Origin of the sequence: Actinoplanes sp. NPDC049118 (assembly GCF_040648555.1) — a bacterium.
Classification (GTDB): Bacteria; Actinomycetota; Actinomycetes; order Mycobacteriales; family Micromonosporaceae; genus Actinoplanes.
This window is the reverse complement of record NZ_JBEZDY010000011.1, coordinates 39105-55364: the sequence shown is the minus strand read 5'-3', so window position 1 is coordinate 55364 and position 16260 is coordinate 39105. Positions and strand designations below refer to the sequence as shown.

The 16260-nt window shown below is 72.6% G+C and carries 17 protein-coding genes and 1 pseudogene; 6 read left to right on the top strand and 12 right to left on the bottom strand.

Going from position 1 to position 16260, the window contains the following annotated elements; all coding sequences use genetic code 11:
* The first annotated feature begins 360 nt into the window (after positions 1–360).
* A pseudogene (locus tag AB0B58_RS18660) lies at positions 361–989 on the top strand (response regulator transcription factor).
* 22 nt (positions 990–1011) lie between these two features.
* Here AB0B58_RS18660 and AB0B58_RS18655 read toward each other — a convergent pair.
* Together AB0B58_RS18655 and AB0B58_RS18650 are read right to left on the bottom strand one after the other, a co-directional pair.
* Entirely contained in the window at positions 1012–2394 is a 1383-nt protein-coding gene (locus AB0B58_RS18655) for a patatin-like phospholipase family protein (protein ID WP_360224891.1), read from the bottom strand.
* Entirely contained in the window at positions 2391–3032 is a 642-nt protein-coding gene (locus AB0B58_RS18650) for a TetR/AcrR family transcriptional regulator (protein WP_360224889.1), read from the bottom strand. Before AB0B58_RS18650 ends, AB0B58_RS18655 begins: the two co-directional genes overlap by 4 nt.
* Positions 3033–3386: 354 nt before the next feature.
* Between AB0B58_RS18650 and AB0B58_RS18645 the strand changes: the two genes are divergently transcribed.
* Together AB0B58_RS18645 and AB0B58_RS18640 are read left to right on the top strand one after the other, a co-directional pair.
* Entirely contained in the window at positions 3387–4214 is an 828-nt protein-coding gene (locus tag AB0B58_RS18645) for a DUF4142 domain-containing protein (RefSeq protein WP_360224887.1), read from the top strand.
* A gap of 59 nt (positions 4215–4273) precedes the next feature.
* Entirely contained in the window at positions 4274–4948 is a 675-nt protein-coding gene (locus AB0B58_RS18640; RefSeq protein ID WP_360224885.1) for a DUF6891 domain-containing protein, read from the top strand.
* A gap of 6 nt (positions 4949–4954) precedes the next feature.
* On the opposite strand, the gene AB0B58_RS18635 is transcribed toward AB0B58_RS18640, so the two are convergent.
* A complete protein-coding gene (locus tag AB0B58_RS18635; protein ID WP_360224883.1) occupies positions 4955–5815 on the bottom strand; it encodes an ABC transporter substrate-binding protein in 861 nt (286 codons plus the stop codon).
* A 147-nt stretch (positions 5816–5962) separates the two neighbouring features.
* On the opposite strand from AB0B58_RS18635, the gene AB0B58_RS18630 reads away from it, so the two are divergent.
* Positions 5963–7549 carry a methyl-accepting chemotaxis protein gene (locus AB0B58_RS18630; RefSeq protein WP_360224881.1) on the top strand — a complete coding sequence of 529 codons (1587 nt, stop codon included), beginning with the start codon at positions 5963–5965 and terminating at the stop codon, positions 7547–7549.
* Positions 7550–7565: 16 nt separating this feature from the next.
* Here AB0B58_RS18630 and AB0B58_RS18625 read toward each other — a convergent pair whose 3' ends face one another.
* The gene (locus tag AB0B58_RS18625) at positions 7566–8006 is read right to left on the bottom strand and encodes a protealysin inhibitor emfourin (RefSeq protein ID WP_360224879.1); all 441 of its coding nucleotides are present in this window, start codon (positions 8004–8006) and stop codon (positions 7566–7568) included.
* Between the two features lie 200 nt (positions 8007–8206).
* On the opposite strand from AB0B58_RS18625, the gene AB0B58_RS18620 reads away from it, so the two are divergent.
* The gene (locus AB0B58_RS18620; protein ID WP_360224877.1) at positions 8207–8965 is read left to right on the top strand and encodes a DUF4190 domain-containing protein; all 759 of its coding nucleotides are present in this window, start codon (positions 8207–8209) and stop codon (positions 8963–8965) included.
* Positions 8966–8989: 24 nt separating this feature from the next.
* Here AB0B58_RS18620 and AB0B58_RS18615 read toward each other — a convergent pair whose 3' ends face one another.
* From AB0B58_RS18615 to AB0B58_RS18605, 3 genes are read right to left on the bottom strand one after another with little or no spacing between them, the layout of a single operon-like run.
* Positions 8990–9478 (bottom strand): hypothetical protein, encoded by a 489-nt coding sequence (locus AB0B58_RS18615; protein ID WP_360224875.1) that lies wholly within the window; start codon positions 9476–9478, stop codon positions 8990–8992.
* A 43-nt stretch (positions 9479–9521) separates the two neighbouring features.
* Positions 9522–10496 (bottom strand): nucleoside hydrolase, encoded by a 975-nt coding sequence (locus tag AB0B58_RS18610; RefSeq protein ID WP_360224873.1) that lies wholly within the window; start codon positions 10494–10496, stop codon positions 9522–9524.
* Complete coding sequence (locus tag AB0B58_RS18605) at positions 10493–11185, bottom strand: TetR/AcrR family transcriptional regulator C-terminal domain-containing protein (protein ID WP_360224871.1); 693 nt, start codon at positions 11183–11185, stop codon at positions 10493–10495. The genes AB0B58_RS18610 and AB0B58_RS18605 overlap by 4 nt, the downstream gene beginning before the upstream one ends.
* A gap of 121 nt (positions 11186–11306) precedes the next feature.
* Between AB0B58_RS18605 and AB0B58_RS18600 the strand changes: the two genes are divergently transcribed.
* Positions 11307–12287, top strand: coding sequence for an NAD(P)-dependent alcohol dehydrogenase (locus AB0B58_RS18600; protein ID WP_360224869.1), 981 nt, complete (start codon positions 11307–11309; stop codon positions 12285–12287).
* A 9-nt stretch (positions 12288–12296) separates the two neighbouring features.
* On the opposite strand, the gene AB0B58_RS18595 is transcribed toward AB0B58_RS18600, so the two are convergent.
* From AB0B58_RS18595 to AB0B58_RS18575, 5 genes are all read right to left on the bottom strand, one after another.
* Positions 12297–13364 carry a hypothetical protein gene (locus tag AB0B58_RS18595; RefSeq protein ID WP_360224867.1) on the bottom strand — a complete coding sequence of 356 codons (1068 nt, stop codon included), beginning with the start codon at positions 13362–13364 and terminating at the stop codon, positions 12297–12299.
* Positions 13361–13993, bottom strand: a complete 633-nt coding sequence (locus tag AB0B58_RS18590) for an ATP-binding cassette domain-containing protein (RefSeq protein ID WP_360224865.1) — start codon at positions 13991–13993, stop codon at positions 13361–13363. The genes AB0B58_RS18595 and AB0B58_RS18590 overlap by 4 nt, the downstream gene beginning before the upstream one ends.
* Positions 13984–15018 carry a peptidoglycan-binding domain-containing protein gene (locus tag AB0B58_RS18585; RefSeq protein WP_360224863.1) on the bottom strand — a complete coding sequence of 345 codons (1035 nt, stop codon included), beginning with the start codon at positions 15016–15018 and terminating at the stop codon, positions 13984–13986. Before AB0B58_RS18585 ends, AB0B58_RS18590 begins: the two co-directional genes overlap by 10 nt.
* A gap of 1 nt (position 15019) precedes the next feature.
* Positions 15020–15724, bottom strand: coding sequence for a hypothetical protein (locus AB0B58_RS18580; protein ID WP_360224861.1), 705 nt, complete (start codon positions 15722–15724; stop codon positions 15020–15022).
* Between the two features lie 75 nt (positions 15725–15799).
* Positions 15800–16090: a hypothetical protein gene (locus tag AB0B58_RS18575; RefSeq protein WP_360224859.1), complete on the bottom strand. Its 291-nt coding sequence runs from the start codon at positions 16088–16090 to the stop codon at positions 15800–15802.
* Between the last annotated feature and the right edge of the window lie 170 nt (positions 16091–16260).

Genomic DNA, 16260 nt, shown 5'->3' with positions numbered 1-16260 from the left:
CGCACCTTGCAGGGTCTGCGGGCCCGCGGGAGCGGGCGGGCCGGCCGGCCGCGCGCCTGCGGCGCCCCGCCGCTGGGGGGGCCGCCGCCCCCCCCCCCCCCCCCCACGATCGCGTCCGCACACGGTCAGGAGGTCGTCCGCATCCGCGCGCGCACGATCGTCCGCCAGCCGGCGAGGGCCACCACGGCAAGCATCGGGACCGCGCCCCGGCCTGGTCGGCATGCGGGAGCGGGTCTCCGTGTACGGCGGGAGCCTCGCCGCCGGTCCGAGGCCTGACGGTGGGTACGGCGTCGACGCCCTGTTTCCGATCGAGGCGCAGCGGTGAGCGGCATCCGGGTCGTGGTCGCCGACGACGAGGCGATGATTCGCGCCGGGCTGCGGATGCTGCTCGACCACCAGCCCGACATCCGCGTCGTCGGTGAGGCCGTCGACGGACTCGACGCCCGGGAGGTGGTTCGGCGTACCCAGCCGGATGTCGTGCTCATGGATGTCCGGATGCCGCGTTGCGACGGGCTCCAGGCGGCCGGGCACATCGTCGCGGAGAGCACGGCGAAGGTCATCATCCTCACGACGTTCGACGAGGACGCCGCCGTGGCGCGGGCACTGCGATCGGGGGTGAGCGGGTTCCTGCTCAAGGTGGCGCCGCCCGAGCAGCTGGTGCAGGCGGTGCGTACGGTGGCCGCCGGCCAGGCGCTGCTCGACCCGGCGTCACACTGCGGGTAATCGCGTCGTTCGCCCGGGCACCCGGCGCCGACCCGAAGGCCGCCGAGCAGCTGGCAACCCTCACCGAACGGGAGGTCGACGTGCTGCGCCTGGTCGCCCGGGGGCTGTCCAACGCGGAGATCGCCGTCCGGCTGTACCTGGGCGAGGCCACGGTCAAGACGTACATGTCCCGCATGCTGACGAAGCTGAACCTGCGCGACCGGGTGCAGGCGGCCGCGTTCGCCTACGAGAGCGGCCTCGTCCGCCCCGGCGTCACCGACGGGTAGTCGCCGCCGACGCCGGGCGGGCTCACCGCAGCAGGAAGGCCAGCTGTTCGCGGGCGGCGTCGGTGGCCGCGTCGCGGGCGGCGCGCAGCGCGTTCTGGTCGCGTTCGAGCCGGGACGGCAGCGGGTCGCCGAGGCGGGGCGCGAGCGCAAGGGTGCTCAGGCCGTGGCTCCAGCCGTCACGGACCTGCTGGAGGGTCTCCCGGTAGCGGTGCGGCCGGCCGCGGTAGGCGGCGGCGAGTTCCGGGTTGAGACGGCGCAGGTAGCGTTCGACCACCACGTCGACGGCGCCGAACGCCGGCTGGGTGCCGGGCGGCCGGGTGGCGAGCACGATGGCGTGGGTGGCGCCGCGCACGGCGGCGGTGACGACCGGCACGGCCTCCACGATGCCGCCGTCCAGCCAGCGGCGGCCGCGCAGCTCGACCGGGTCGCCGGCGAGCATCGGCAGCAGGCCGGAGGCGTGCAGGCTGGCGATCAGGTCGGCGCGGTCGGTGAAGTCGGACAGCGCCTCGGCCCGGCCCGTGTCCACATCGGTGGCGACCATCGCGAGCCGCCCGGCCCAGTTGGAGCCGGCCGCGGAGCCGAGGTCGAACAGCTGGTCGACGTGGCTGACGATGCGCGGGCCGTCGATCACCGGGCGGCCGCGGGCGATCCGCCGCACGTCGATGAACTCGGGCGAGGAGAACACCTCGGCGTACGACTCGGCCATCGCCGCGGCGGCGCCGACGGCGAGGGCGGCCGCGTTGACCGCGCCGGCAGACGTACCCACGATCATGTCGATCGACGGCAGCAGCCCCTCGCGCTCGATGACGCCGGCCATCGCGGCGGAGACGATGCCCCGCATGCCGCCGCCCTCGATGACCACGGCGACGGTGGCGCCGTCGTCGGTGTTGCCGGTGCGGAGGCGCTCGCGGAGGATCTCCTGGACGCCGGGGGTGGCGAGCCGGCCCGGCCGGGCCCGCGCGGGCCGGGCCGCGGGTGCGACGGCCGGCTCACCCGCGGCGACGATGGTCCCCTGCGCGACGGCGACCAGGGTCTCGGTGCCGTCCTCGGCGATGGCGTGCAGCTCGCAGCGGCAGGCGGCCCGCCGGCCGGAGGCGCGCATGACCATGCCGTGCGCCCGCAGCGTACGGCCCCGGGCCGGCACGATGTAGTCGATGCTGAGCCCGGAGGTGACCACGTCGGGCCCCAGCGCGGCGCCGCCGGCGAAGGCGAGGGCGTTGTCGGCTGCGTACGCGATGACGCCGCCGTGCACCGCGCCGTGCTGGTTGGTGATCTCGGGCCGGATGTCGAGTTCGACGGTGGCGCCGCCCTCGCCGAACGAGACCAGGCGGGTGCCGAACATCCGGGTCACCGACTGGTCGGCGAGGACCCGCTGCGCGCCGGCGAGCGACGGTGTCGCGGTCATCGGGCCGCTCCGCCCGCCAGGTCGTGCGCGCCGAGGGCGCGGAAGCAGAAGAGCCGGATCGCGTCGACAACACCGGCCTGTTCGTCGGGCGACGGTTCGCGGCTGTCCGGGCGGATCCACCCGACCAGGGCCTCGGAGATGGCGCCCATCACGGCGGAGGCCGCGAGCCGCGGGTCCTGCGGCACGAAGTTTCCGCTGGTCAGGCCGTCGCGGATGATCTGCTCGCCGATGTCGGTGTACGACCCGCGGTAGACCAGCCGTTCCTCCTCGACCACCGGGCTGACCGGCTCGAACAGCAGCGCCCAGGCCATCCGCCGCCGGTGCAGGGCCCGGCCGCTGAAGATCCGGATCAGTTCGCCGAGGCGCTCGGCGGCCTGCTGGCCGGTGCCGGCGACGGCGGTGCGGGCCAGGTCGATCTCGTGACTCGCGGCGCTGCGGAACACCTCGGCGAGGAGCCGGTCACGGCTGTCGAAGTACGAGTAGACGGATCCGACGCTGGCCTGGCAGCGCGCGGCGATCGCGGCGACGGTGGCGCCCTTGAACCCCTCGGCGGCGACCAGCGACCGGGCCGCACGCAGCATTCCGTCCCGTTTGTCCCTGGCGTTCTGCCTGGTCAGTGCGGTTTGCCGGTATGGCATCCGGAGGCCCCCAAACTTCTGAATCCGGATTCAACGCTTTCCAAGGAGTGAACCACGGTTCATTTCATTGCGGCAACCGGAGCGGGACCAAGATCACCTGGGCGGCCGGGTGTTTACCCCGCCACCGCCCCGGGGAACCGGGCGGGCTTGAACACCTCGCTCGCGGAGGCCCTTTCCGCCGCGTCGACCACGCACCCTGCCCCGTCCTGCTGGTCTGGCCCGAACCCCCACCCGGTCCGGACCTCGGCTCCGCGGGACGGGATCGGCAACTATTTCGGCGAACGTTGATCCAAAGCGGGCCGCGCTGCGTACTTCCGCTCACCAGGGACCATCCCCGATTTGCTGGAGGTTGACGTGCTCGCCGTCGATCGAACGTTGCGGTGGCGTCGCCGCGTGTCGGGTGGGGCGCTTCTCGCCGTGGCCCTGATATTGCTCGACCCGCAGGCGGCACGCGCCGAACCCGGCGTACCGCTGCCGCCGAACGAGCTGTTGACCGACCGCGGCAGGGGGGACATCTCCGACGCGGACCGCGATTTCGCGGTGAAGGTCCGCCTTGCCGGACTGTGGGAGATTCCGGCGGGCGAGATGGCCCAGGAGAAGTCGGACGATCCCCGGATCCAGTCCATCGGGCGTGACATCGCCGCCCAGCATGAAGCGCTCGACAAGCTCGTCCGTGACGCGGCGAAGAAGCTGGACGTCACCCTGCCGAACAAGCCCAACGCGGACCAGCAGGGTTGGCTCGCCGAGATGCGCGAGGCGGAGGGCGAAGAGTTCGACCGGGTGTACATCGACCGGCTGCGGGCGGCCCACGGCAAGATCTTCCCGGCCATCGCCACCATCCGGGCCAGCACCCGCAACGACACGGTGCGCAAACTCGCCCAGCGCACCAACCAGTTCGTCATGACGCACATGACCCTGCTGGAGAGCAGCGGAATCGTCGACTTCGGCGCGCTGCCGACCGCTCCGCCGCCGGCATCCGCCACGGGATCGGCGGCTGCCGCACAGGCACCGAAGCCGGCGAGTTCCAGTACGCCGTTGTCGGTGGCCGGCTCGCCGGTGTTCACCATCGTCGTGGTCGCGCTCGCGAGCGTGGCCTTGACGGTCTTCGCCTGCCGGCATTTCATGATGGGTTCCCGCCGACGTCCTTACGCAAGGCAACGAGGCCGGTACTTCGAGTCCTGATCGGACCCGGGCCCCGCCCACCTGCGCGTGGTCCGGGCACCCGTGTCATGATCGCCCGCGTGAGTGAATGGGCCTACAACGACCGTCCCGACGGCGTCCGGTTCCTGCCTGACCGGATCGCCGAGCCGGGCCGCACCGAGATCGAGGACGAGATCTGGGCCTGGATCGTGCGCGGGGAGGACGACGCGGGCGAGTTCGTGGACTACCTCGACGACGATGAGGAGCGCCACGGCCTCACCGACGAGGAACTCGCGGCGGCGTACGGCAGCGCGCTCGAGGTGAGGCGGGCCCAGCAGCGCGGGTGGGGTGACGTGCAGAGCAACCTGACCCTCGCCTTCGCCGAGCTCAACCGGCTCGGCGTGCTGGCGAGGGAGAACTTCTCCTGCTGCGGCACCTGCGCCGCCGCCGAGATCCACGACGAGCGCGACGACTCACGGCACTGGCACGGCTACCTCTGGTACCACCAGCAGGACACCGAGTCGCTGGTCTCCAGCACCGACGGCTCGGTGTACCTCGGCTACGGTTCCTACCCGCCGGCGGACTTCGACAAGGCCGCCTACGACGCCCTGCCGGAGGACGAACAGCAGGCCCGGTACCGGGCCGACGTGGAACGCCTGCTGGACGAGGTCGTCTTTCCGGTGCTCGGCAGGCACGGCATGCGGGTCGAGTGGGACCGGAACCAGAACACCCGGATCCTGCTCACCGGTGCGCACTGGTACGCGCCGCTGGTCTGAGGGGAACTAGACCCCGCCGTCGATGGCCGCGGTGGTCAGCGCCTCGGCCTTCAGGCCCCACTTGTCGAGGATCCTCAGGTACGTGCCGTCGGCGATGATCTCGCGCAACGCGAGCTGCACGGCGTGACGCAGGTCGGTGCGGTCCCGGGCGATGCCGATGCCCATGGGGCTGGCCTCCACCTGGACCCCGGCCAGCTCGAAGCCGCCGTTGCCCTCCTTGACCTGGGAGGCGGCGCTGGTGTAGCCGTCGACGATCGCGTCGATCCGGCCCGCCTTCAGCAACGGGTACGCCTCGCCCGAGCCGAGCCCGGAGATGGTCGGCCTCGGCCGCCCGGCGGCCGCGCACAGGTCGGACTGCGCCTGCGCGAGGTCGTCCTGGGTGGTGTCGGCCTGCAGCGCGACGCGGTGGCCGCAGATGCCGTCGATGCCGCCGATGTGGCGCGGGTTGCCGCCGGCGACCACGACCTGTGAGCCCTCGATCAGGTAGTCCACGTAGGTGAGTTTCTGCTGCCGCTCGGCGTTGTCGGTCATCCCCGACATGATCGCGTCGGCCTTGTGCCCGGCGACGGTGGGGATGAGGTCGTCCCAGGCGACGTTGCGGAAGTCCAGGCGCAGGTTCAGCCGTTCGGCGAGCGCGGCGGCCAGCTCGACGTCGATGCCCTGCGGCCGCTTCTGGTCGTCGTAGTACTCGAACGGCGGGTAGGCGATCTCCGAGGCCACGACGAGGGTCCCGGCCTGGCGCACGTCGGCCGGCACGGCCGCGGCTGCCGGGTTCGGCCCGGTCGGGGCCGCATTCGTATAGGTGGCGCTGCCGACGAGGACGGCAGACACGACCGCGAGCATCGTGAGGGCTGGTTTGACGCGCACGTCCCCTCCTCTCCTGAACCGGCGGAATCGACTGCCCGATCGACGGCCCGCGGCGGATGTTGAGTGATTTCAATCCTCAAGAAATCCTCAGACGGACCGATTCGAGGGGTGCTGGATCACGCGTGAGGGGATGTCATGTTGCGGGTTATGCCACGGCTGAGCCTCGGCCGCAAGATCGTCGCATTGGCCATGGCCGGGCTGGTGCTGGTCCTCGCCGTCGGCGGGATCGGGCTGCTCGCCGCCGCACAGCAGCAGCAGGCGCAGGCGCGGCTGGTCCGCGCCACCGACGCCGAGCGCGCCGACCGCGCGGTCGCCGCGGCCCAGGCCGTGCTGCGCGGCGACGTACTCTCCGCCATGGTGGCGCGCACCGCCGAGCAGCGCCGGGGCGCCCTCGACCGGCTCGGCGACGATGCCACGACGCTGCGGGACAGCATCGGTGCGCTGCACGCCGACACGGCGCCGGCGTCCGTACGCAAGGCGGCCGACGGCCTGGACGACAAGGTCGAGCAGCTGATCACCCTCAGCCAGCGCCTGGTGAGCCTGGCGAACCTCGGCGTCACCGACCCGGCACAGGAGAAGGCCCGGGCGGCGCTGCCCGCCTTCCAGGGCGCCTCCGACGCGCTGATCGCCGCGCTCCGCCCGGTGGAGGACGCCATCGCGGCCGAGTCGCAGCAGGCACGCCTCGACGCCGGCGCCGTGCAGCGCTCCGCCCGCAACCTCACGATCGCGGCCAGCGTGCTCGCCGCGGTCCTGCTGCTCGGCTCCGCCGTCCTGCTGGCCCGGCACATCGGACGCCGGCTGGCGGACTGCCTGCAGGTGGCCAACGCCATCGCCGCGAAGGACCTGTCGGTGCATCCGCGGGCCACCGGGTCGGACGAGATCACCGAGCTGACCATCGCGATGGGCCGCGCCACGGACAACGTCCGCTCGGCGGTCCTCGATCTCGACGAGGCCGCCGCGACGCTGAGCAGCGCCTCCGAGGAGCTGCACGCGACCAGCATGAGCCTCACCGACGGCGCACAGGCGACCGTCGCCCGGACCGACACGCTGGCCACGGCGGCCGGGACGGTGCACGAGGTGGTGGACTCGGCCGCCGCCGGCATCGGCCGGATCAGCTCCTCGATCGACGAGATCGCCGCGCGTACCACCGACGCCCGGCGGATCACCGCCGACGCCGCGGCGGCCGCGGCGACCTCCGGCCGGCTGGCCGAGCAGCTGGACATCTCGAGCGCCGAGATCGGCGACGTGGTGAAGCTGATCAACTCGATCGCCGAGCAGACCAACCTGCTGGCCCTCAACGCCACCATCGAGGCCGCCCGCGCCGGGGACTACGGCAAGGGCTTCGCGGTGGTCGCCGGCGAGGTCAAGGACCTGGCCCGGGAGACCGCCGCGGCCACCGACGACATCTCCCGGCGCATCGAGGCGATCCAGCGCGACTCGCAGGCGATGCGCCAGGCCACGGCCGAGGTGACCCGGATCGTCGGTGCCATCAACGGCACACAGGACGTCATCGGCGTCGCCGTCGACGACCAGGGCCGCGCAACGGTCGAGATCAACGACAGCGTGTCGCGCGCCGTCACCGCGGTCGACGGCATCTCCAGCGAGCTGCAGGCCGTGATGCAGGACGCCGCGCTCACCCGGATCGGCGCGGGCGAGACCCAGAACGCCGCCACCGACCTGGCCCGGCTCGCGGTCCAGCTGCGCAACCTGGTCCGGGAGTTCCGCCTCGACTGATCAGGCGCGTCACCGCTCACCGGCCGTGGAGCGGCACCGCGTCGCCGTGCGCCGGGACGTGGCGGGCACCGACCCGTTCGACATCGGCGATGACGCGCCACAGAATGCTCGGTGCGGTGGTGCCCTGGACGGTGGAGACCGTCTTGTGACGGCCGCCGCGGTAGGTGACGGTGAGGCGGTAGAAGTAGCGGTCGCAGCAGGAGTTCGCCGGCTGATAGGAGCCGCGCAGTCCCCTGAACGCCGGGCTGGCGGCCATCCGCAGTGGCCGGCGCCCCTCGGCGGTCGAGCGGTCGACCACGAACGTGTCCCGGGTCCCCGCGAAGCCGCCCGTGCGTTCCAGCACGATGGCGACGGCCGGTGCCGGCGCGGCGGCCGCCGGGGCGGCCGGCGTGAGCGCCGCGACGGCGCACGCGGCGGCCAGGGCAATGGCGCCCCTGCGGGTGATCGTCGGTTCCATCGTGGTCCCCCCGTGTCCGGCGCCGCCGTCGGCGCCTCCCCTACCGAGAACAGCACCCCGGCGTCCGGGAAACGCCCGGCTCCGGAGAACCCGTCCCCCGGGGTCGTGGCAGAGCCCACCACGTGCACAGCATCCTAGGAACCTAGTTGCCAGGTCCGGCCGGACAGCTCCGCAGTCGCCGCCCGCCGAGCCTGATGACCGTGGATGTACGCGGCGTGCATGATCAAGATCCGCAACACCTCCCCGCCGCGCAGCCACCCGCCGGCGCCACGGCAGCGGCGCCGAGCGCGCCCGGCGGGTACCGGGAATGGGCCGCCTCGAACGCCTATCCCGAGCCGGGGCCCACCGGCACCAACGGCAGGGCCGTCGCGTGTCTGATCCTCGCCGTCGTGGGCGGGGGCGTGGGTTTCGCCCTGGGCGCCATACCCGTCCTGGTGGTGGCGGTGGTGAGTGCGGCTCTCGGCGTCGACGCGCTGGGCCAGATCCGCCGGCGCGAGCAGAGGGGACGCGGGCTTGCCATCGCCGGCCTGGTCGTCTCGGGTCTCTGGGTGCTGATGGTCGTCGTCTTCATCTTCGTACGGCCGGACGCACCCCGGTTGACGGACCCGGGCGTGAACCGCGCGGTGCAGGGGAAGAGCCTGGCGCCCGGCGACTGCCTGCGCACCATCGACGGCTCCGCCGCTGCCGCGGGCCCGCCCGTGCTGCCGTGCGGCGATCCGCACGCCGCCGAGGTGTACACCGTCTTCACCTTTCCGGACGGCCCCTACCCCGGTGACGCCGAGCTGGAGGGTGAGGTCGAGAAGCGCAGCGCCCGGTCGTTCAAGCCCTACCTGAGCGGGAACGAATCCATGGACCTGTACTGGCTGCGCCCCTCGTCCATGTCGTGGCCGCTCAGCCGGCAGGTCACCTGCATCGCCGTCGACCCGCAGGGTACGCGGACCGGCTCACTGGTCGGGTAGGCATCGCCGGGCGGGGCCGGCGGGCTACCCGTCGGCCGTCGCGACGTTCAGCGCCGCCCAGCCGGGGAACGGATGCTGGACGAACGCGGACGACTTGGCGGAGGCGAGGAAACCGGAGATCTCCGCCAGCGCGGCGTCCAGCGCGTCCGGGCCGGAGTACCGCTCTCCCTGCTGCGGATCCTCATAGGTGCCGCCGGTGAGGGCGGCAAGGGTCGCCGCGCCCAGGCACTGCATCACGAACTCGGCGGCGAGCGTCGGATAGCGGGTCGTGAAGGTGACCTCGCGCCGGTGGATCTGCAGCTCGAAGCCGGTGACAATCGGGGCTGCGAGGTCCATGCCGAGCAGGGAGCTCGGCGCCGACTCCAGCCGGAACGGAAGGAACCCGCTCCACGAAGTCAGGCTGAAGCCGGGGCAGATCTCCACCTGGAGCCCCTGCCCGGCGAGCGCCTCTTCCCAGCGCGGCACGAGGTCGGCCGGGCGCTGCTTGGTCACAACGACAAGATCGAATCCCATGGGGCGGCACGGTACCGCATGTCCGCCACCACCATGGACCGCCTCATCGCCGGGCCGCCGGGCCGGGAACTCCGCCCAGCCGCCGCACCGCGGCCATGAGCAAGCGCCAGAAGGCGGCCACCTCCAGTCCCACCGCGACGTCCGCGTTCGGGTCCCGGCCGGTTCGGCGGTGCAGGTCCACAACGGTCGCGCCGCGGGTGTACGTCCCGGTCAGCTCGACCGCCACCGGGACCGCGACGGTCCGGACGATCGACGGGTCGATGACCGCGGCCACGGCGATCGGATCGTGCACCGGCGGGTGCTCGAACCCGAACACCCGGTGGTAGGTGCCGGCGAAGAACGTCATCAGGTCCGCGCAGACGGCACCGAGCCGGGTGCCCAGGCCGTGGAACTCGGCGATGATCTCCGTGGTGGCCAGGGCCCGGTGCGTGACGTTCAGCCCGATCATCGTGGTCGGCAGGCCGGACCGCAGCACGATGTCGGCCGCCTCGGGATCGGTGACGATGTTGAACTCGCCGTAGGGCGTCGTGTTGCCCCGATCGGTCGAGCCGCCCATGAGGACGACGCGGCGCACGTTCGGCGCGACCTCGGGATGGCCGCGCAGCAGCAACGCGACGTTGGTCAGCGGGCCGGTGGCGATCAGGGTGACCGGCTCGGCCGAGCCCACGATCAGCCGTCGCATCAGCTCGACCCCGTGCACGTCCACGGCCCCGGCGACCGGCACGTCGAGGTCGGGCCCGTCGAGCCCGGACGGGCCGTGGATGTCCTCGGCCACGGTGAGCTCGCCGACCAGTGGCCGGTCGCAGCCGGCGGCGACCGGAACGTCGGCGGCGCCGGCCAGGGAGAGGATCCGCAGCGCGTTCCTCGTCGTCTTGTCGAGCGTCTGGTTGCCCGCGACGGTCGTGACGCCGAGCAGGCGCAGCCGGGGGTCGCCGGCCGCCAGCAGCAGTGCCAGCGCGTCGTCGTGTCCCGGGTCGCAGTCCACGACCACCGGACGTGCGGCGTACCGCTCGTTCACCGCGCGCGGGCCGCGGAGGTCCAGCGCCGCTCGTGCAGCCGCTCGAAGCCGTCCAGGAGCAGCTCGAGCGCGAACTCGAACTCGAACTGGTCGTCGCAGCCGGACCCGACGATCGATGCGTCCTCGTGCGCCGCGGCCAGCGCCATCTCGGCGACGTTCGGATAGGCCGCCGCCAGCTCGCGGGCCGCGGCGGCGTGCACGGCGGGGTCGACCGGCTCCGGGGACGTGAAGAGCTCCTGCGTGAAGCCCAGCACCCGGCTGCCCATGGCGTGCATGACGTGATGGGTGAGGTCGGCCGAGAAGCCGCCGGCCCGGAACATGCCGATGACCGAGTCCAGGTACGCGAGCACCGCCGGCGTGGGTGCCTGGCGCGTCTCGATCGCCCGGGACACCCACGGGTGCCGCAGCATCGTCCGGCGCGCCGACAGGACCCGCTGCCGGACCGCGGGCTTCCAGGCGGTGCCGTGCTCCGGCGGATCGATCTCCGCCACGACCACGTCCACCATGCCGCCGACGAGTTCGTCCTTGTTCGCGACGTGCTTGTACAGCGCCATCGGCACGACGCCGAGATCCTGGGCGAGTTTGCGCATGCTGAGCGACTCGATCCCGATCACGTCGGTCAGCGACACCGCGGCGTGGAGCACCCGGTCCCTGCTCAGGGGTGCACGACGCAGTGTGCTCTCCGCCATCGGGCCGCCTTTCCGCCATGCCGCGCCTGAACGATATCGCCATTGACCAGGTGTACGCCGTACACCTATTGTCGCCACAGGCGGGTGTACGCCGTACACCTCGGGAGGGCGGGAGGAAGCGATGAAGGCGATCGTGCAGGACGGGTACGGCGGACCGGACGTACTGCGGTTCCGGGAGGTGGAGCGGCCCACCGCCACCGGCGACCGGCTGCTCGTGCGGGTCCGCGCCGCCGCGGTCAACGCCTACGACTGGCACGTCATGCGGGGCGACCCGCGGCTGGCCCGGCTGTCCGTCGGTCTGCTCCGCCCGAAGACCCGGATCCGCGGCCGCGACTTCGCCGGGCAGGTGGAGGCGGTCGGGCCGGCGGTCACCCGGTTCCGCCCGGGCGACGAGGTCTTCGGCGACCTCGGCACCGCCGACGGGGCGTTCGCCGAGTACGTGAGCGTCGCCGAGGACCTCGTGGCGCCGCGACCGGCCGGGCTGACCCCGGAGCAGGCGGCCGCGATTCCGCTGGCCGGGGTGACCGCCCTACAGGGCGTACGCGATCTGGGCCAGGTGTCACCCGGGCAGCGCGTCCTGATCAACGGCGCCTCGGGCGGCGTCGGAACCTTCGCCGTCCAGTTGGCGAAGGCCGCCGGAGCGGAGGTGACCGGGGTCTGCAGCACCAGGAACGCGGCGCTGGTCCGCTCGCTCGGCGCCGAGGTCGTCGACTACACCCGCGACGACGTCGTCGCCGCCGGCCGCCGCTACGACCTCGTGTTCGACCTGGTCGGCAACCGGTCCCTGCGCGAATACCGGCGCCTGCTGACCCCCACCGGCACACTGATCCTCTCCGGCGGCGGCGTCTACGAGGGCGGCAGCCTCCTCGGGCCCATGCGCCTGATCCTGCGCGGGCGGCTGCTGTCCCGCTTCGTCAGCCAGCGGGTGCTGACGCTGACGGCGGTCACCAGCCGGGATTCGCTGACGGTGCTCGCCGACATGGCGGCGGCCGGCACGCTGACGCCGGCGATCGACCGGACGTACCCGCTGTCGGCGGCGGCCGACGCGATCCGTTACCTCGAGGGCGAACACGCCGGCGCCAAGGTCGTCATCACCGTCTAAGGCACCACGTCAGCGGTCCTTGAAGTAGGCGAACAGGTGCCTCTCGCGGATCCGGAAGGTGGCCAGCACGGCCCCGATCAGGGCGGCGGCGGCCGCGGCGGCCGGGCCCCGGATGTCGATGAGGTAGATGTCGAGGGCGTCGGTCGCGTTCATCACCCGGACCGCCGTCAGCAGGGCGGCCGCGGACAGCAGCAGCGCGAGCGAGGACCAGGCGATCGTCTCGAGTGCCAGGGTGGCGAGCAGGTCCCGGCGGGACTGTCCCAGGTGCAGGGCGCCGGCGATCTCCAGGCGGCGCAGGCGGACCGCGGCCCAGCCGAGGAGCAGGCCGGCCAGGGCGCAGCCGGGCACCACGAACCGGGTGGGCCGGCCACCGAACAGGCCGAGCGAGTCGAAGACCGTGCCCAGGCCGGTGTTGAGCTGGCCGATCTCGACCGGGTCGGTGGAGACGGTGTCGACCTTCAGGGCGGCGTGCAGCAGCGTCTTACGGGACTCCGACAGGGGCCAGACGTCAGCCCAGCACTCGTCGAAGACGCCGGTGGCGGGCTGCGGGAGGAGCAGGGCCCACGCCAGCCGGCTGTCGCGCCCGTCGTCCGGGTAGTCGAACACCCCGGCGACGGTCAGCGGCCCGACCGTCGTCGCCAGCGTCTGACCGGCGTGTACGGCCAGCGTGGCCGCCAGGTCGGCGGAGAGCCACACCCCGGCGGGCGCATCACCCGTGCCGCCAAGGACCTCGAGGAGCCCGGGCGACACCGCATAGGCCGGGATCGCGCTGGATCGCATCGTGCGCAGGACGACGGCGTCGGCCTCCCGCAACGCTCCCGCGGACCGGATGCCCGGCACGTCGCCGAGCCGTTCGCAGGCGGCCGCGTCGGTGGACCGCTTCGCGACCATCTTGCGCACCGACGCGCCCGCGGAGACGAAACCGGACGCCCGTTGCTCGATGTCGACGATGGATCGCGCGTCGGCGATCGCCAGCCCGGCGTTGATCGCGGCCAGGACGATGCCGAAGAACAGGGCCCGGGTGGTGCCGGTGACGATGTTGCGGCCGGCTTCCGACAGGATGGAACGCAGTCTCACGGCCGGCTCCCGAGGTGGGCGAGGTCGATGACGTGGGTGCACGCCTCCCGGGTGTGCGGGTCGTGGGTGGCGATCACGACGATGGTGCCGTCCTGCGCGATCGCGCCGAGGGTCTCGTTGACCGTCGCGGCGGTCCGGGTGTCCAGCTGCGCGGTGGGCTCGTCCACCAGCAGCAGGTCGGGTCCGGAGCAGACCGCCCGGGCCAGCATCAGCCGCTGCGCCTCGCCGCCGGACAGCTCCCGGAACTGCTGACCGGCGGCGTGTTCGAGCCGGAACCCGGCCAGCACCCGGATCGCCCGTTCCTCGGCCTCGCTCCGGGACTTCCCCTGCGCCAGCAGTGGCAGCGTCACGTGGTCGATGGCGGTACGGCGCGGTACGCCGTACGGATTCTGGAAGACCCATCCGATGCGCCGCACGCCGCTCGCCTCGATCCGGCCCTCGGTGGGTTCCACCCAGGTCGCGAGGATCGACAGCAGCGTCGACTTGCCCGATCCGGACGGACCGCACAGCCCGACGACCTGCCCCGGCAGCAGCTCGAAGTCCAGGTTCTCGAACAGATACTGCGTCCCGGTGAACCGGTGCGCGAGCCCGAAGCCGCGCACCGCCTTCTCGGCAGCGCTCACCGGCACGACTCCAGGGTGATCGCGGGACCGACGGCGACCTCGGGCGGCACGGCGCCCTTCATGGTCACCAGCGTGGCGCCGAGCCGGGAGCCGACGACCGTCACCGGGTGGCCGGTGTCACCGGACTGGACGCATCCCCGGTCGCCGTCGAGGGCGAAGACCGAGCCGGGCGGCACCTTCACCGTCGGAACGGCCTTCCGCAGCCGGATGATCCCGGACAGGTCGGGCTTCTCGCCGCTGGCCAGCAGCAGGCGGTACTCCTGCCCGGCGGCGACCCGGCTCAGGAAGCCCGGGTCGGTGGCGGCGCCCTGTGAGTTCAGGGGGCCGCTCTCCCCCAGCACCTCGATGCCGCGTTCGCCGGGCACGATGCCGGACGGCAGCGAGTTCACCACGACCGCGGTGAGCCGGGGCGGCACCTTGGCGAACGTCTGACCGGCGGAGACGTACGCCCCGAGGGTGAGCTCGCAGGCGTTCGGCACCACCGAGGGCGCCGGCAGCCACAGGATCTCACCGACCGTGATCGTGCCCTCGGGGTCGTCGACCTTCGCCTTCTTCTGGATCGCCCGCACGGCCGCGCGGGTACGCCGGTCGTACCTTCCGGTCGCCTCGACCTCGTCGTGTCCGAGGCGCCGCAGCTCGCGTTGCAGCGCCCGGACGTCGTCGCCCTTGTCGCCGTACCCGAGATCGCGGTAAAGCGGTGTGCGGGTCGCCAGCGCGATCACCGGGGTGTCGTCGATGCGGGCGACGGTCTGTCCGGACCGGAGCGGCCTGCCCGCCTTGCAGGAGATGCGGGTGACGCGCCCCCCGATCCCGACGACCAGGGGCGGTGTCGGCAGCTGGGTGAGGGAGACCTTGACGGTCCGCTCGTCGGTCAGGTCCTCCCGCCCGGTCGGCGCGGAGGTCACCTCGGTGGCTGTGCGCAGTCCGGCCGGCGCCGCGGCCGGGTGGAGCATGACGGCGGTCGCCCCGCCCGCGCCGAGCAGGGTCAGGCCGGCGAGCAGGGCGGTACCGAGCGTGCGGCCTCCGGCCACCTCAGGACCCGCCCTTCGGGCCCGCCACGTTGACCGTCATGCCGCCGGCGGTGAAGCACTTCTGCGCCTCCGGGCTGCGGGCGTCGAAGTCGCCGGACTTCAGCCCACCCTGCACGAAGGCCATCAGCTTCTCCGGCGTGTAGTCGGCACCGACGAGGCCGGCCTTGCGCAGGCAGCGGACGACGATCTCGCGCGCGTCGGCGAGCAGCTCCGGGTTGTCGACCTGGGTGCGGTACAGGGCCTCGATGCTCATCAGGCCCGCGTTCTTCGCGCAGATTCCGGTGTCGTTCATGTACTTGTCGATGTCGGCGATGTCGGCCGGCGGGTCGATCCGGTAGAAGCCGCTGGCCTCCTTGGTGTACTTCTCGGTGATCCCGGAGTCCTGCGCGCACTGCCGATACCGGCCGAACGCCTCCTCGTAGTCCGCGGCCGTGATCTTGCCGGTGGAGATGGCCCGGTCCAGCGTGTCGCGTTCGAAGTCGGACGAGGCCCGGGCGCGCGCCTCCTTGAACTGGTCGAGGAGGGGCTTGAGCCGCTCCCCGCCCTGCGGCGGCGCGCCCTTCTGGCCGATCGTCGTCTGGGCCTGCCCTTCCGGCTCCTGCCGTGCGCCGGTGCCCGCCCCGTTCTCCGGCGCGTCCGCGCCGCACGCCGTCACTCCGAACAGGACGATCAAGGCAAGCGTCGACCCAAGACCGGTTCGTCTCATCGTGTGCTCCCGAAAAGGAAAGGGGCCATGGCCACGCGGGAAATGCGTGGCCATGGCGCTATTGAAATGCGGCCGCTACCGGAAGTCGGCGCGGGCCGCCCAGCTGCTCGCGGTGCCGGCGTCGGCGAACGCCCACGAGTTCTCGGTGTACCAGCCGGACAGCGCGGAAACGCTGCCGTGACGGGCGTACGACCTGCTCTGACGCGGGTCGCCCTCGGTGTGCGCCTCGGTGTAGGAGTAGGCCGGACCCAGGTCCGCGTACCAGGAAACCGCTGCCTGCGCCGGGCTCGCCGCCGTGAGGACGGCGACCGAGGTGGCGGCCACGACTCCCGCGGCGGCCAGCATGGATGTGATGCGGTTGCGCATTGCTGCTCCTCTTGTCCGGGCCCGATCCGGTGTTCGGAATCAGTCGGGCCTGTGCCTGGGAGATCCCGGTGAGCCGAGCTGTCGATCGGTCACCATCGCTCCCCGAGAAGCATCCGTGACGGCCGTAATCGCCTACGGAATCAGGCAATAACATGCCGCGCACTCGCGCG

Coding starts and splice junctions, on each gene's coding strand:
- AB0B58_RS18655 (WP_360224891.1), bottom strand. CDS start 2,394: ATGACCGCGACACCGTCGCTCGCCGGCGCGCAGCGGGTCCTCGCCGAC.
- AB0B58_RS18650 (WP_360224889.1), bottom strand. CDS start 3,032: ATGCCATACCGGCAAACCGCACTGACCAGGCAGAACGCCAGGGACAAA.
- AB0B58_RS18630 (WP_360224881.1), top strand. CDS start 5,963: ATGCCACGGCTGAGCCTCGGCCGCAAGATCGTCGCATTGGCCATGGCC.
- AB0B58_RS18625 (WP_360224879.1), bottom strand. CDS start 8,006: ATGGAACCGACGATCACCCGCAGGGGCGCCATTGCCCTGGCCGCCGCG.
- AB0B58_RS18615 (WP_360224875.1), bottom strand. CDS start 9,478: ATGGGATTCGATCTTGTCGTTGTGACCAAGCAGCGCCCGGCCGACCTC.
- AB0B58_RS18605 (WP_360224871.1), bottom strand. CDS start 11,185: ATGGCGGAGAGCACACTGCGTCGTGCACCCCTGAGCAGGGACCGGGTG.
- AB0B58_RS18600 (WP_360224869.1), top strand. CDS start 11,307: ATGAAGGCGATCGTGCAGGACGGGTACGGCGGACCGGACGTACTGCGG.
- AB0B58_RS18580 (WP_360224861.1), bottom strand. CDS start 15,724: ATGAGACGAACCGGTCTTGGGTCGACGCTTGCCTTGATCGTCCTGTTC.
- AB0B58_RS18575 (WP_360224859.1), bottom strand. CDS start 16,090: ATGCGCAACCGCATCACATCCATGCTGGCCGCCGCGGGAGTCGTGGCC.